This is a genomic window from Nocardia sp. NPDC049220, from assembly GCF_040647855.1.
In the GTDB taxonomy this organism is placed as follows: Bacteria; Actinomycetota; Actinomycetes; order Mycobacteriales; family Mycobacteriaceae; genus Nocardia.
The window spans coordinates 1,642,645-1,657,882 of record NZ_JBEZDA010000001.1; the positions used below are offsets into that span (position 1 = coordinate 1,642,645).

Genomic DNA, 15,238 nt, shown 5'->3' on the forward strand with positions numbered 1-15,238 from the left:
ATCCGACATCGAGTCGACGCGACAACGAGAGGCGGGCCCCTGTGCTGATCCGACGGGTAGGAATCATCGTCGTCGCGGCGACGATGTCGGTGCTGCCGGTAGGTGCCGTGCAGGCCGAGCCGGAGGCACACGTGCCTGGCACGGTCGTGCGCGACGAGGCACTGCCCGAACAGTTATGGGTCGCGGGCACCGCCACGGCGCGTCGCGTGACGTACTGGACCCGTACCTCCGACCACCGGTCCGCGCTGTCCACCGGGGTGGTTTTCATCCCCGCGGGCATCCCGCCGAGTGGCGGCTGGCCGGTGTTGTCCTGGGAACACGGCACGGTCGGTCTCGGCGACGAGTGTGCACCTTCGACCGCGGGACGCAGCGAACGCGACTTGGACTACTTGGCCACCTGGATGAAGCAGGGGTATGCCGTCGTCGCCACCGACTACATCGGCCTGGGCACCCCGGAACCGCACGCCTACCTGGACGGCCGCGCCGAGGCGCACGCGGCGATCGACATGGTGCGCGCCGCGCGCGCCGTAGACGATTCGCTGGCCTCGAAGTGGATGGCTATCGGCCAGTCGCAGGGCGGCGGCGGGACGGTCTTCACCGCATCGCTGGCTACGGCGTACGCACCGGAACTCGACTATCGCGGCGCGGTCGCGACCGGCCCAGCATCCAATGTCGTCGAGGCGGTTTCGCTCATCGGGCCCGGTATGCCCGCGATCGAGTCCGCGCACCTCACCGCCTACATCACCTATGTAATGGTCGGCCTGAAAGCTGCCCGTCCCGACTTCGATATCGACAGCTACCTCACCTCGCTCGGCAGGCAACTGACCACTGCGGCGGCGACGCTGTGCTTCCCACAGTTGGCCGACCGTGCGAAGGGAGTCTCGGTGGCCCAGCTGTTCTCCCGTCCGCTGGCCGACGGTGACTTCGTCGCCACCGCGCGCCCGGTGCTGGACGTCCCGCTCACCGGGTACGACCGTCCGCTGTTCATCGGCCAGGGCACCAACGACACCGATGTCCCTGCCCCGCTGACCGCGAAGCTGGTCATCGACCTGGAATTGCACGGCGTCCGGCCCGAGGTCCACGTCTACCCGGGCAAAGACCACAGCGGCACGATGCCCGCGTCCGTGCCCGACAGTATCCCGTTCGTGGCGCGCCGTTTCACCTGAGTGCCGTCGTCTCCAGAGCAGGCGCTCCCGCCGGGTGTCCAAGCGAGATGGGCCGGCCGGCGTCGCCGCGGGGTAGGTCGACGGTCAGATGGTCCTCGCTGAGCCGAGTGCACACCGGATCTCCACAATTGACGACGGTTCTCTCCACAGCCGGTGGCTAGGGTTCCGGTCATGGAACAGAGCGCATCGGCCGCATCACGTCGGATCCTCGTGGTCGATGACGAAGTGACCATCGCCGAATCCGTGGCGGCGAGACTGCGGGCGGAAGGGTTCACCGTGGACCTGGCGCACGACGGCCCCTCGGCGGTCGCCGCTGTCGCGGCCAGGAAACCGGACCTGGTGGTTCTCGATATCATGCTGCCGGGCTTCGACGGGCTCGAAGTCTGCCGCCGCGTTCAGGCCGTCCGTCCGATTCCCGTGCTCATGCTCACCGCGCGCACCGACGAAACCGACCAGCTCATCGGTCTCGGGGTTGGTGCGGACGACTATCTGACGAAGCCGTTCTCGCTGCGTGTGCTCGCGGCCCGGGTGCATGCGCTGCTGCGCCGGGTGGAGCGCGCCGCCGACCGGGACGGCGCAAGCATCCTGGTCGGTGATCTACGCATCGATGTCGACCAGCGTCGGGTGTGGCGCGCCGAGGTCGAGGCGCAGCTCACGCCACTCGAATTCGACCTGTTGGCCCGCTTGGCGCGTCGGCCACGGGTGGTTCTCGCCCGCGAACAGCTGCTCGAAGAAGTCTGGGACTGGGCCGACGCCGCTGGCACGCGCGCGGTCGACAGTCACGTCAAGGCGTTGCGCCGCAAGCTCGGTGCCGACCTGATCCGTACTGTGCACGGTGTCGGCTACGCACTGGAGGCTCGATGAGCACCGAGCACGGGCGGGCTCGGTCCGGAACCGCCCGTGGTGCGCAGTCCCCGCGGTTCGTCGGAGCGGATCATCAGGCCGGCGAACGGGGCTCTACACCAGGTATCGATCAGGCGACGTCAGGTGCACGCCCCGGCATCGCCTCCGCCACCTGGAGTTGGGTCCGCCAGATGGGGGACCGGGTAGCAACTGAGACGTTGCCGCGGCCGCTCGATCGGGTGCGGTCGATCAAGCTGAAACTGGCGATTCTCATGCTGTGTTCCGGCGGCGTCGCGTTCGGGTTCTTCCGGTTCCAGATCGGGTGGTTGCCACCGCGGACAACGATCACCGCGACGGTGATAGCGCTGGTGACCTCGCAGTTTCTCGCCCATGGCATCACGCGGCCGCTGCGTGAGATGACGGCGGCCGCTCAGCGGATGGCACACGGCGACTACACCCGCCGGGTACGGGCGACCTCCCGCGACGAGGTCGGACAATTGGCCGAGGCGTTCAACCAGATGGCCGCCGACTTGGCCGCGGCCGACCAACAACGCCGCGATCTCATCGCGAACGTGTCGCACGAACTGCGCACACCCATCACCGCCTTGAACGCGGTACTGGAGAACTTGGTCGACGGCGTCTGGGTGCCCGACGCGGCGACGCTGCGCACGGCGTTGGCGCAAACCGAGCGGCTGAGCTTGCTCGTCTCCGAACTGCTCGACCTGTCCAGCATCGAAGCGGGCGCATTTCCGCTCGACCGGGAAGAGTTCCCGGTCGCGCCGCTGCTGGCCGAGGTCGTTGCCGAGGCCGAAGTCATGACCGCCGCCTTCGGGCGCGGCGTGCGTTTCCATACCGAGGTAGAGCCGAGCACCGTGAGCGTGTTCGCGGACCGCGCGCGTGTGCATCAGGTGTTACTCAATCTGCTCGACAATGCCGCACGGCACGGCCCGGCTGGCGGGGAAGTCCGCATCACCGCGTCGAAGCGCCAGCACGACATCGTCATCGACGTGCAGGACGAAGGCCCCGGTATCCCGCTCGCCGAGCGAGCGACCGTCTTCGACCGTTTCACCAGAGGCGGTCGAACGGTAGGCGGCGGCACCGGACTCGGTCTCGCCATCTCCCGCTGGGTGGTCGACCTGCACGGCGGGACCATCGCCGTCGCCGACCCCGGCTCCCGCATTCGCGTGGTCCTGCCGAACCGCTGACTTTCCAGATCAGACAACCCGGTCCTCCGTACGGAGGACCCGGGTAATCCCGCATGCCGACAGGAGAAACTATGCCCGAAAGATCCGAGCCCGCAGTCGAGACCGAGCGGGTACACCTCCCGGCCCCAATGGTCCACACGCGGCCGCCACGATGGCGGCAGGTCGCCTGTCCGCCCGGTGTGGTGCCGGCAGCCCTGATTTCTGGGGTGGCCGCCGCGATCCTGATCCCGGCCGACCGGCCCGGAATCGGCTGGGTCCTCGCGGGTTCAGTACTCGTGACGGCAGTCTTCTCGATCGACCGCAATGCTCGCCGCGCCGCTGTGATCGTGCCCGGTGCGCCCGACACCATCGACGGCTCTGCACCAGAGCTTGGGACCGAACGACCCATCCGACCGCGGGCATTTGCACGTCGCAGGGAAAATGCGGGACGGCTCTGGTGGGCATTGCTCGCGCTGGCCCTGCTGGCGGTCGGCGCGTTCCGCGCCGCGGGGTGGCTGTTCGCGCTGTGTGTCGTAGCCGCCTCCGTCAGCGGGTCACTGGCTGTCGTCGGGCGTCGGTCGGCGCGCGGCGTCCTCTACGACATGGTGGCCGTTCCGCTCGCGGCGTCTGCCGCCGTGCGGTGGGTGTACGCGGGCATGAGTCGGGTGCGCGCGAGTGAAGCGAAGCGGGCGTGGCGGCTCGGGTTGTCGGTAGTGGTGACCGTAGCGTTGTTCGCGGTATTCGTCCCGCTGCTCGGCAGCGCCGACGCGACATTTGCTGCCCTACTCGAGGTCGTGACGCCGGATCTCGACCCACCTTCGGTGTTGCGGTGGATCGTGCTGTTCGGGATGTTCGCGTTCGGTGCCCTCGGCGCGTCGTTTCTACTCGCCGGTCCGCCGGCATCCGCGGCCGTCCACGACGGCGGCGGCCGGGGTCTGCGGCGTATGGAGTGGGCGCTGCCGGTTGGGGCACTCGCGATTCTGTTCGCGGCGTTCGTAGCTGCCCAGTTCGTCGCTCTCTTCGGTGGCGACGGATATGTTCGCCGCACCGCGGGGCTGACCTATGCCGAATATGCGCGCAGTGGGTTTTGGCAATTGTCGGCGGTCACCATCCTGACACTGGTGGTGATCGTGATCGTGCTGCGCTGGGCCACGCAAGACACAGCGGCGGATCGGTGGTGGCTTCGCGGACTGCTCACGGCGGTAAGCATGCTCGCATTGATCATCGTCGCCTCGGCCCTCGGTCGAATGTGGACATACCAGCAGGCGTACGGCTTCACCGTCCTTCGTCTCCTGGTCGAGGTCTGCGAATTGTGGCTGGGTCTGGTCTACCTGCTGGTCACGGCCGCGGTCGCGCGACTAGAACACATGTGGCTGCCGCGCGCTGTACTCGCAACCGCCGCGGCCACCGTCCTCGCCCTCGCCGTCCTGGACCCGGAACAGTTGATCGCGGACAAGAACATCGACCGATGGCTACATGGCAAGCCGTTGGATGTCGACTACCTGGGAGCACTCTCACCGGATATCTTGCCCGCGACCGATCGGCTTCCCGAACCGTTGCGCACGACTGTGCGCAACCGGCTTCGCGCGGACCTCGACGATGACACCTGGCAGAGCTGGAACCTCTCCCGCGCGACAGCACGCTGAGCGTGCGATTCGGTGCAATACACTTGTATTATCGCTGATCGTGGGTTATAACTGGCCTGAGTGGGCACTGTTGTCGCTCGTGGGGATCGATCCGCACGAGGTACTGCAGGTGCTCATGGGTGTCCGCCGCTGGCCTCGGCAGGCGCGTGGGCGGAATGCGCTGCCGGTCCTGACGGTGTGGGGCCGTACCAGCACCGGCCGGCCACTGGTGGTCGCTGTCCGCCGCACCGAAGGCTGGCAGTGGGACATCCTGGGTGCGGTCGAGATGTCCGACGCCCAGGTGGCTGAACTCGAGCGTTGGGAGCACGCCGATGACTGATTACCCGACAAACCCGACCGACGTCCCGGACTTCCTGTCCGGCCTCGAATACAGCGACGTGCCGGTGGATCCGGCCGAGGTGCCGCCACCGCTGTGCCCGGACGACACGGTCACCGTCACCACCTCACTGCGCATCCCGCTCGATCTGCACCAGCGGGTCAAGAAGGCCGCTGAACAGCGCAACGTGACCATGTCCGCGCTCATCCGCGACTGGATCGAACTAGAACTGGCAACCCTGGAGAACGACCAACCGATTTCCCGCGCCGACGCGCTGCGCGCACTGGCCGCACTACACCCGCTGCGCCGGTCGGCGTAACGAACCCGCCGCGTCACCGTTGTCGCGGCACAGCGTCCGATCGAACTGTGTGACCAACCGTCGGTGGCGAGGCCGAATACTTCACGGGCGTGCCAGCCGTGTCCGCAGAGCAAGGGCGTCGCGTGGCGCCATGACCTTCGCGTCGTTGTCGAAATAGGCGAACACGTCGCCGGTCTCGGCCCACGCGCGGATCTTCACCGCCCACTCGTCCAGGGCATGGTCGGTGTACCCGCTGACGTAGAGTTCGTCGTGTCCATGTAGCCGGATGTACACGAAATCCGCGGTGACCTCCTCGAGCAGCGGATACTTGCCCGCCGCATCGGCGACCACCAGTGCGACGCCGTGCCGCCTGAGCAAGTCGGTGCACTTCGGCGTCACGAAGCTGTCGTGCCTGACTTCCAGCGCGTGCCGCAGCGGACGGTCGGCGTCTGTCGCCGCGTAGGCGGGGTCGACCCGCTGGTCGTGTCGTCGAGCGACCTCGACGCCCTGCACGGTGGTGCGGGGGAGGTGGCTGAGGAACGTGTCGATCAGCTGCACGTCGAACGGCAACGTCGGTGGCAGCTGCCACAGGATCGGTCCCAGCTTCGGTCCGAGCGCGAGCGGTCCGGACGCGAGGAAGTTGGCCAGCGGGGCGTCGTCGTCGCGCAGGCGCTTCATATGGGTGATGTACCTACTGCCCTTCACCGCGAACACGAAATCGTCCGGGGTCTGCTCGGCCCAGGTTCGGTAGCTGGACGGACGTTGCAGCGCGTAGAACGACCCATTGATCTCGACCGAATCGAGGCGTTCGGACAGATAGGCCAGTTCCCGCTTCTGCGTCAGGCCCGCTGGATACAACGTCCCTCGCCACGGCGGATACACCCACCCCGACGTGCCGACTCGGATCTGCCCCATCTCTCCATCGTGGCAAACCGCTACGCCGGTTTGCGCGGCGCTGTGATTCGCCCGACCAGCCACGCCACCAGGACCGCCGCTCCGAACGACAGCAGCGAGGCGCTCATCCATGCCTGCTTGGTGAAATGTACGATCCCCTGAATCCATATCCAGAAGTCGGTCCACCGCCCCGCGTCACCGGGGTTGACCAGCTGATACACCGTGAGTCCCACCAGCCAGGCGACGATCATTCCCCAACGGGAGGGGGCATCATGCGCGGTGTTCCACACACCGTTCGCGCGCAGGAAGAAATCGGCCACCAGCACACCGAGCAGTGGTACGAAGACCGATCCGATCAGCCCGAGGAAGCCGAAGTAGTCGGCCATGTCCAACCGCAGCGCGAACAGTGTGATCAGGGTGCCCAGGCCGATCGACAGGATGCGGCGGTCGACTCGCGGCGTCAGATTCTGGATCGAGACCGCGGTGGAATAGACGTTGGCGAACGACTGGTCGGCCTCGCGCAGCACGAAGACGAAGAAGAACAGTGCGCCTAGGCTCACCTGCAGGAATGGTGTATACGGGCTGTCGTCCGCGGTCGTGAGCGCCAGCGCGAACAGTCCCAGGACATAGGCGATGATCTGGGTGAGGGCGTATGCCCCGCTGGCCGCCCCGAACGCCGAGCGGCTGCTGCGGGAGTGGCGGGTGTAGTCGGCGGCGACCGGCACCCAGGAGATGGAGACAGCGAGGGCGGCATCGGTGGCAATCCAGAAGAGGTTCCAGTCGACCCCGAACGGGCCGTCGCCCCGCGGTCCGGGATCGGCCAGCAGGTCGGGGAGCCCGCTGCGGATGAACTGGACATAGAACCAGATCAACGCGATGACCACGCCGACCGTCACGAACCGGCGCAGTACTCGGACCGACCCGAGGGGCCAGATCGTCAGGACGGTGGTGAGCAGTCCCGCGGCCACCACGTAGAGCCAGTGCGGCCCGCCGTGGAACAGTTCGGCGGCCGCATCGCCGATCACGATCAGCTCGAATGTCCCCCAGCCGATCAGCTGCGCAACGTTCAGAACTGTCGGCAGGTAGCTCAGCTTCGCGCCGAACAGACCACGAAGCAGCACCATCGCGGGCTTGCCGGTCCGCGCGCCGGGGACAGCCGCCGCACCGAGCATCAGCCCGCCCAGCACGGTCCCGATGATCGTCGCGAGGATGCCCGCCGCGATCGAGATCTGCGCTGCGCCCTGTGCGTTCGGCGCCAGCACTGTGTAGGCGCCGGAGAACGCGAAGAGGCTGACGCCGAGGTTGGCCCAGAATGCGCTCTGATCCCAGAACGACAGCACTTTCGGTGCGGGCTGGTCGAGCGTGAGCGGGGCTTCGTGGCCGGCATTGTCCAGGGTCGATGACGCCATGACGGTAATGCTCCCTACGCCGGCATTACCCGGACAGGTTCATGCGGTCGGCGACGCGTAGGGTACGCCCTCTCAGCCCGGCCGAGCCCGAGCTCCCGCGATGGGTGATTCCGGCGAATAGTACACCCGCACCAGAGTCGGGCATGATGGAATACGAGGTCGACCTGACTCCGCCGCCGCAGAGGCCCGATGGCCCGGGTGGTGTAACGAATCAGCGCTGCCGGGAGCAGGGCGCCTCGCATCGAGAATGAATTGCTCCGTACGAACATGTTCGCTCTGGCGGCCGTAGCCGGAAACCGGCGCTCGTGCGGTGAGCCTTCCTATGGTTACCGGGTAGCACCCTTACGACTTCACCCCGGAGTTGCCGATCTGGAAGAACCCGGACGGACATGCTGATCCCGCGCTGCTCGCCCGCGTCGTCTACACCCCTGGACACTGACGTAGCAGCGGTGTCAGTGCCCGTTACACCGGCAGATCCTGCGGGTAGCGGTCGGCGACTCGACCGAAAGCCTGGTACCTGAAAGCCGATTCGGGTGCGGCGTCCGCAGCCCCGACAGCCGGCGGCGCGCCACCGGCTCGGGCCCACTACCAGGACAGCGACGACGCATGCTGACCTCTCGGCGGTCGCTCCGATCGGCACGCACTACGTCGGGCGCAATCGCCCGTGCTACTGGGAAGTCGGGTGGGCCGCGCCGTTCGATCCGCCGCGATGGCGAACTATCCCATGAGGAACGAGCCCGCGAACCACGCCAGCACCACGAGGACGGCTCCGACCAGCGCGCCGGGAAACAGTGCCCGGCCCTGCTTGGCTGCCCTCCCGGACATCACCGCGCCGACAACGAATCCCGTGATTCCGCCGCCGACCATCACCCAGACACCCGCGCTGATGTCGACCCGACAGCCGGGTTTGGACTCGCACACACCACCCGCCATCAGGAACCAGGGCGCGAGCACCACGGACATCATGGCCAGCGTCGCGGGCAGGAACCACAGCAACGCACTCACGATCAGATCAGCGCTGCCCGGTGGCTCGACCGCGCGGGGTTCGATGCTTTCGCGTGTGGGATAGCCGGAGGGGCTGGCGCCTTGGGACACCTGGTTCAGATAACCGTGCATCGTGTCTCGCTATCGCTCGTCATGGAGTCGGCCGGGCCGATGGATGTTATACACCAGCCGCGTGACCGCCGAACTTGTTGTGTCCCCGTCGATGCGGGGCCGCGGCGCCCGTGACCACTCCACCACCATGCCATCCGGTCCACCCATCGCCGGCATCCCCCGCGTGCGGCGTCTCCGGTGCATTGACAGCGAATCCTCGGCATCGCCGCCGCTACCGATCGTTGCTGCGGATCGAGTGGACGGCTTCAGCGCAGTGCCCGCGCATCCGGTGGATCGACGACCGAAAACTGGAGTGACAGTGCCCTGAACGGCGCTGCCGCGACGGAATCGTCCCATGTCACCGGTGACTACCGATGCCCGCGATCTACCTACTGGGCCATTGTGTTTGTCGATCCGCCCGGCGGTCGGGGGTGACGAGTCGAGTCGTCGCGCCGAACATGTTGGACGACAAGCGAGTTGGGACGGCGCGGTGTCGCTCGCCGGATCGCAATCGTCGAATTCACCTCTGATGGGGGAGCAGCACCGTGACCCACGACCACACCTCTCCTGCGAATGAGAGTGGCGCGCAATATAGTGCGCATCCCGCATTCAGCGACGCCGACGCCGAGCGTGTAGCGCTGTACACCGAGAAGTTCGCCGCCGACCCGCATCGCGCCTACCGGGAGATGCGGACCCGGCACGGATCGCTGGTGCCGGTCGAACTGGCGCCCGGAGTGCCCGCGACATTGGTGATCGGGTACCACGCCGCGGTGCAGATTCTGCACGATCCGGCGCACTTCCCGGCCGACCCCCGGACCTGGCAGGCGAACGTCCCCGCGGACTGCCCGGTGCTGCCGGTCATGGAGTGGCGCCCGAACGCGTTGCGGAGCGCGGGCGCCGACCACGCCCGCTACCGGCAGGCCAACACCGCGAGCATCAATGCCGTCGACCTGCACGCGCTTCATGCGACGGTAGAACGGATCGCCGTCCCCCTGATCAACGACTTCTGCGCGTCGGGCAAATCCGATCTGGTGTCCCAGTACGCGTTTCCGCTCGCCTTCGAGACGATCAACGCGATGCTCGGCTGCCCGCAGGAGATCGGGCAGCAGGTCGCCGCCGCGACCGCCGCGGTGTTCGACGGCGTCGATGCCGAACGGGGCAATCAGATGCTCAGTGCGGCGCTGTTGCGGCTGGTCGAGCTCAAACGCGCCGAGCCGGGCGACGATATCGCGACCCGCCTGATCCAGCATCCGGCGAACCTCGACGACGCGGAACTGATCCACCAGCTGGTGGTCCTCTACGGCGCGGGCATCGAACCGCTACAGAACCTGATCATCAACAGCCTGGTGCTGATCCTGACCGACGACCGATTCGGCGGCGATGTCCTCGGCGGCAGCCTGTCCACCCGGGACGCCCTCGACGAGGTGCTGTTCACCGATCCGCCGATGGCGAACTTCTGCGTCACCTACCCGCGTCAGCCGATCCTGATCGGCGACGTCTGGCTGCCCGCGCACCAGCCGGTCGTAATCAGCATGGCGGGGTGCAACAACGACCCGGCGATCGGCTCCGCCGACCATACCGGCAACCGATCGCACCTGGCCTGGGGCGCCGGCCCGCACGCATGCCCAGCGCGGAGTCCGGCCTATCTGATCGTCCAGGATGCGATCGACCAGCTGCTCGACGCGCTTCCCGAACTTCGGCCCGCGGTGGACGCGCACAAGTTGACCTGGCGGCAAGGGCCTTTCCATCGAGCCCTTGCCGCGCTGCCGGTCGTTTTCCCCGCGCTGCCCACCTGGCAGCCCTGACAGCTGAGTCGGTCACCGCTCAGGCAGGGGCGTCCGCGAACCGGGCCATGTTCGCCGGGCGTGCGAAGGTATCCGCGAACGCGTCGGCCAGCATCGGGTCGTGCTGCGCGGCGAGCATCAGCTCCTGCATCGCTGGGGGCGGGTCGAGCACCGTCATGGTCCACAGCGCCGCAGGGTGCGCGATGCCGGTGAGCCACGGCGTCGCTGCCCACTCCATCCAGGCCCGGTCGTAGGGGCCCGCGGGGTCGTGCAGGATCGCCTCGCCATAGCGGATAGCGCAGTGGATGGCGTTATTGGCGCCCTGCGCGCCCCCCGGGTCCATCCGGCAGACTACGTCGCCGCCACCGAGCACCGGCGTGCCGGACGGAAGAGTGCCCACCGCCTTGCGCATGGCCGGTGCCACGGCGCCGACCAGAGTCGCTCCGGCGTCGGTCAATTCGGCGTCGCGATATCGATCGGCCAACTCGGCGGGCAAGTAACGGTCAAGCAGCTGTTTGGCCTGTCGGAGGCGTTCGGCAGGCGTGCTGTGCCGATCGAACACATCCAGCGAACTGCCCGGCCGCGCCTCGAAAAGTACCATCTCACAGCGGCGTTCCTGCCCGGGTGGCCCGGTCAGACCGGGATACGAGATCACTTCTCCATGCTCGGGCAGTGAAATATAGCTACCGAGGTGGTCCGGGTCCGACTCGACGCCGTCGAGATACAGCACCGCGAGGCGGCGTAGCGGTTCGGCCGGAAGAGTCCACGCCGGGTCGGCCTCGAAACAGGCGGCGAGCTCACCCGAGGCGCGGGTCACAACGGTCAGATCGTAGTCGGCCGCCGTGCGGTCGAGTTCCGCCACCGACGGCTCGGCGATACGCAGGTCTCCACCCGCGGCCACGAAATCGGTGAGCCAGTGCGCGAACACCGTCCGTTGGTCCACGCTCTGTGCCGGTCGGGTGAAGCGCCCTGCCCACCCTGCCGTCACCGTGCGGTCGACGACCATAGCGAGGCGGATACCCTCGATGTTCGGCGCGGCCGAGCGCCAGACGCCCAACCCTGCATGTGATTCGAGGTCCAGGGTCGCCGGAAACTTGACCTGTGTGCTGGTCACGGTGCCCGCGAGCACGGCAGCGGCATCGCGGTGGGTCACCAGAGTGACCGACTTGCCGCCACGCAGGAGCTGGTGGGCGAGGGGTAACCCACATTCCCCCGCCCCGAGGATTTGTATCTGTGCCACTGCAGGTCCTTTCGGTCGGAGATCGACTGCGGTACAGCGAAATCGTCGGCGAATAGGTGGGTGTGGCACATCGGTAGAGGCCGTCCGCCTCGCGTGCGTACCGGATCTTTGCCGAACCCCCATTCTCCTGCATTCCGTCGCCGTTGCCCGACTACGCTGCATTGGTGTGTCGGTAGAACGTACGTCGGGTCCAGGTCCTCCACCGGCGGCCACCAGCGATTTCGTCGGCCGCGATCGCGAGCTGGAGAAGATCGGGATGTTGCTGCTCGGCTCCACCCGGCTGGTCACCCTGATCGGCGTGGGCGGGATCGGCAAGACTCGGTTGGCGACGGAGGTCGCGCATCGCCTGCACAAGGCGCGGCGAGTGCCGGTGCACTGGGTGCGCCTGGCCCGGTTGTCCAGGGATGCCGATGCGTCGGCGATCGAAGAGGAACTCGCACAGTCGTTGGTGGCCGCGGACTTCTCCGGAAGGTCGGCGTGGGATGCGGTGATCGCCACACTCGCCCGAACCGATGCCGTCGGCCGCGCCGTGCGGACGATCCTCGTGATGGACAATTGCGAGCACGTCCTGGACGGGGCGGGTCGGGTGATTGCCGACCTGCTCGACGCGGTACCCGGACTCACCGTGCTCGCCACCAGCCGCGAGGCGATCGGCTGGATCGACGAGCAACTCGTGCCGGTGCCGGCGTTGTCCCAAGAGCAGGCACTGACCTTGTTCCGGCAACGTGCGGGCCTGATCGGACACACCATCGCCGACCGCGACATCGAGCAGGCCATCGCAATCTGCAGGCATGTGCACAACCACCCGCTCTACATTCGGTTGGCTGCCGCCCGGCTGCGCCGGCAGCCGCTGACGACGATGTTGCGCGACCTCAGCGGAGAGGCAGGCGACCGGCGGCTGCACTGGGCGCATGGGCCCCGGGTAGGCGCCGACGATCGACACCAGGGCATCCGCGACGTCATCGCCTGGTCCTACGACTTGTGCGCGGACAAGGAGCGTCTCCTGTTCGATCGGCTGTCGGTGTTCGCGGCCGGCTACGACGTCGACCACGAGGACCAGGGCGCGTCCGATCTCGACGTGGGCGCCGAGCTGGAGGCGATCGAGGCGGTGTGCGCGGACGACGACCGAAATGGTCTCGCGCGCGCTGATGTCGAGGACCTGCTCGAGCGGCTCGCTGATCAATCGCTGGTTTCGGTCCACCTGACGGCGACCACGGTGCGCTACTCGCTGCTGGAGAGTTTTCGCGTGTTCGCCCAACAGCGACTGCGCGAACGCGGCGATGACGAAGTCCGGGTGGCGGCCAGGCACCGCCGCTACTACCGGGACAAGGTCGCCGAGGCACAGGCCGAATGGTTCGGCCCGGCCGAACAGGAACTGCTGGACTGGGCCCGCGCGGCATGGGACAACCTGGCGTGCGCCATTGATGGCAGCCTCGGCACGCCCGGGGAGGCCGCGGTCGGTTTGGAGATCGTGGTCGGGCTCATCGCCTTGCGTATCCCGTTCTTCACAGGGTCGCTCCGCGAGCCACGCCGCTGGGCCGAGCGTACCCTCGCCGCCACCCGCGGCCTCGACCCACAGCCGGTCGAGTTGCAGATCGCCGCGATGTCGCTGATCGGGTGGATCAGTATGTGTCAGGGCGTGCACGATGACGCCGCGCGCATGCTCGACGAGTGCGTCGCCGTGTGTGTGCCGGATCCGGCGACTCGCGAGGGCTGGCGCGAGCACCCCGAGCGGGATCTCGGGCTGCCCGCCGTGGTGGAATTCACCAGGGGCAGCGAGCTGATGCTCGCCCGGTGCGACTTCCGCGCGATCTCGGTATTCGCCCGTGCACGGGCGAAATTCGCCGCGCGCGGCGACCGCGGCGGCGCGGCGATGAGTGAACTGTTCGAGGCACTGGCCGCCGCGTTTCTCGGCACGGCGGTGCAGGCGCTCGACATCGCCCGGCGGCACCGCGACAACGCGGAACACTCCGGAGCGCGATGGGCCGAATCATGGGCCGAATTGGCCTGGGCGATTGCGTTGACCAAGCACGGCGATCCGCAACAAGCTCTGGCCGTGGGACGGACGACGTTGGCGAGCCAACTCGCGATGCGTGATCAGTGGGGCGCGGTGTGGGCGATCCACGTCCGGGCGTGGTCGCTGGCGCGCCTGATCGCCGACGGGGGCGCCGAGCGGTCCGACGTCGTGCGGGAGTGGGCCCGCGACATCGCGCGGCTCATCGGTGGTGTTGCCGCACTGCGGCAGCGACTGGGCGTGGATATCGCGAATCTGGGCCCGTTCGCCACGGAGACCGCCGCCGCCATCGCGGTCGCCCGCGAGGTACTCGGTGCGGAGGCGTTCGCGGTGGGTGAGCGCGAAGGGGCTCTGCTGCGGCCCGAGCTCGATGAGGTGGCCCAATTGGCATTGGGCACACTGTCATTGGACCGGTTGCCGGTCGATCATCCGGTGCGGCGGCAGCGCCCGTCGCCGTGGCAGGAGTTGTCGACGGCTGAGCAGGAGGTCGCGGTCTTGGCGGCAGCCGGGTGGACCAACACCGCGATCGCCGCGCGGCGTGGCAGTTCGTTCAAGACCGTCGACGCTCAGATGGCCGCGATCCTGCAGAAACTCATGATCGGCTCGCGCGAGGACATCCTCGTTCTTGTTCCGGCCGCCCAGCGAGCCCGGGTAGCCGAGGAAGCCGCGCGGCGCCCGCGGCGTCCGCGCCGGTCGTGAGGCGGTCGAGAAGTATAGGGCTGCACGACTTCGCGGCCGGGCGGATTCGAGACGACACGGGCGGTCCGTAGCCGGGCCCGACGGCATCCCGGATCGTTCGGTACCGGCGGGATCCCGTCGAATGGGCGCGTCTCCTCCGCCGCCCAGGCCAGCTACTCGAAAGCATCGAGCCGACAACGGAACTGGCGCGGTTCGGGGAGCAGGTCGATTCCCGCCGGTAGTGCTCGGGTGGTGGAGGCCGACCTGTACTGCGTGGGGTAAGGCCCCATGGAGTCATCGTGACCTGTTGTGGGCCTTGCCTGTTCGGCACCGCCGCCGCATGAATTCGCTCGATGTCGCGCTACCGCGCTGACCGGTACTCTGGACGACAAGGCCGCCGCGCCGCGCAAGTTATCCCGAATTTTCGGATCCATACTCGATGTACACGGTATTTGTGTACCGTATGTTATCGAGTGTTCGCTCCCCCGTATGGGATCGGGTGGGTTGACGGCCGCGGCTTCGCCGGCGAGGTGACGCTGTCTCCCACACGGACTCACCCGTTCCAGACGCGCGGAGGACGTCGAGGATGGGTGTGGTCGAATGCGTGTTTCTGCTCCGATGACCGTCTCGGTTTTGGTGGTTGCTGGTGTGGTGATGAGTGGTTCGGCGGT

Annotated in this window: 12 protein-coding genes and 1 riboswitch; of the genes, 8 read left to right on the forward strand and 4 right to left on the reverse strand. The window is 67.5% G+C overall.

Annotated features, from left to right (window positions below):
• Positions 1-41 precede the first annotated feature (41 nt).
• The 6 genes from AB0C34_RS07320 (at position 42) to AB0C34_RS07345 (ending at position 5,474) form a co-directional block, all read left to right on the forward strand.
• Entirely contained in the window at positions 42-1,166 is a 1,125-nt protein-coding gene (locus AB0C34_RS07320; protein WP_357068336.1) for a lipase family protein, read from the forward strand.
• Positions 1,167-1,337: 171 nt separating this feature from the next.
• Positions 1,338-2,030: a response regulator transcription factor gene (locus AB0C34_RS07325; protein ID WP_357068338.1), complete on the forward strand. Its 693-nt coding sequence runs from the start codon at positions 1,338-1,340 to the stop codon at positions 2,028-2,030.
• A gap of 170 nt (positions 2,031-2,200) precedes the next feature.
• On the forward strand, positions 2,201-3,214 hold the full coding sequence (locus AB0C34_RS07330; protein WP_357068564.1) for an ATP-binding protein: 1,014 nt from the start codon (positions 2,201-2,203) through the stop codon (positions 3,212-3,214).
• Positions 3,215-3,285: 71 nt separating this feature from the next.
• Complete coding sequence (locus AB0C34_RS07335) at positions 3,286-4,839, forward strand: DUF4173 domain-containing protein (protein WP_357068340.1); 1,554 nt, start codon at positions 3,286-3,288, stop codon at positions 4,837-4,839.
• Positions 4,840-4,879: 40 nt separating this feature from the next.
• Entirely contained in the window at positions 4,880-5,158 is a 279-nt protein-coding gene (locus AB0C34_RS07340; RefSeq protein WP_357068342.1) for a hypothetical protein, read from the forward strand.
• On the forward strand, positions 5,151-5,474 hold the full coding sequence (locus tag AB0C34_RS07345) for a CopG family transcriptional regulator (RefSeq protein WP_357068344.1): 324 nt from the start codon (positions 5,151-5,153) through the stop codon (positions 5,472-5,474). The genes AB0C34_RS07340 and AB0C34_RS07345 overlap by 8 nt, the downstream gene beginning before the upstream one ends.
• 81 nt (positions 5,475-5,555) lie before the next feature.
• On the opposite strand, the gene AB0C34_RS07350 is transcribed toward AB0C34_RS07345, so the two are convergent.
• The 3 genes from AB0C34_RS07350 to AB0C34_RS07360 all read right to left on the reverse strand — a co-directional run bounded on the left by AB0C34_RS07350 (position 5,556) and on the right by AB0C34_RS07360 (position 8,872).
• Positions 5,556-6,368 carry a DUF72 domain-containing protein gene (locus AB0C34_RS07350; RefSeq protein WP_357068346.1) on the reverse strand — a complete coding sequence of 271 codons (813 nt, stop codon included), beginning with the start codon at positions 6,366-6,368 and terminating at the stop codon, positions 5,556-5,558.
• A gap of 20 nt (positions 6,369-6,388) precedes the next feature.
• Positions 6,389-7,756 carry a cytosine permease gene (locus AB0C34_RS07355; protein WP_357068348.1) on the reverse strand — a complete coding sequence of 456 codons (1,368 nt, stop codon included), beginning with the start codon at positions 7,754-7,756 and terminating at the stop codon, positions 6,389-6,391.
• Positions 7,750-7,865: riboswitch (TPP riboswitch) on the reverse strand. (Overlaps the previous gene by 7 nt.)
• Positions 7,866-8,473: 608 nt before the next feature.
• The gene (locus AB0C34_RS07360) at positions 8,474-8,872 is read right to left on the reverse strand and encodes a hypothetical protein (RefSeq protein ID WP_357068350.1); all 399 of its coding nucleotides are present in this window, start codon (positions 8,870-8,872) and stop codon (positions 8,474-8,476) included.
• A gap of 617 nt (positions 8,873-9,489) precedes the next feature.
• Between AB0C34_RS07360 and AB0C34_RS07365 the strand changes: the two genes are divergently transcribed.
• Complete coding sequence (locus AB0C34_RS07365) at positions 9,490-10,656, forward strand: cytochrome P450 (RefSeq protein WP_357068566.1); 1,167 nt, start codon at positions 9,490-9,492, stop codon at positions 10,654-10,656.
• 19 nt (positions 10,657-10,675) lie between these two features.
• Here AB0C34_RS07365 and AB0C34_RS07370 read toward each other — a convergent pair whose 3' ends face one another.
• The gene (locus AB0C34_RS07370; protein WP_357068352.1) at positions 10,676-11,875 is read right to left on the reverse strand and encodes a styrene monooxygenase/indole monooxygenase family protein; all 1,200 of its coding nucleotides are present in this window, start codon (positions 11,873-11,875) and stop codon (positions 10,676-10,678) included.
• 166 nt (positions 11,876-12,041) lie between these two features.
• On the opposite strand from AB0C34_RS07370, the gene AB0C34_RS07375 reads away from it, so the two are divergent.
• On the forward strand, positions 12,042-14,588 hold the full coding sequence (locus tag AB0C34_RS07375) for an AAA family ATPase (protein WP_357068354.1): 2,547 nt from the start codon (positions 12,042-12,044) through the stop codon (positions 14,586-14,588).
• The last annotated feature ends 650 nt before the right edge of the window (positions 14,589-15,238 follow it).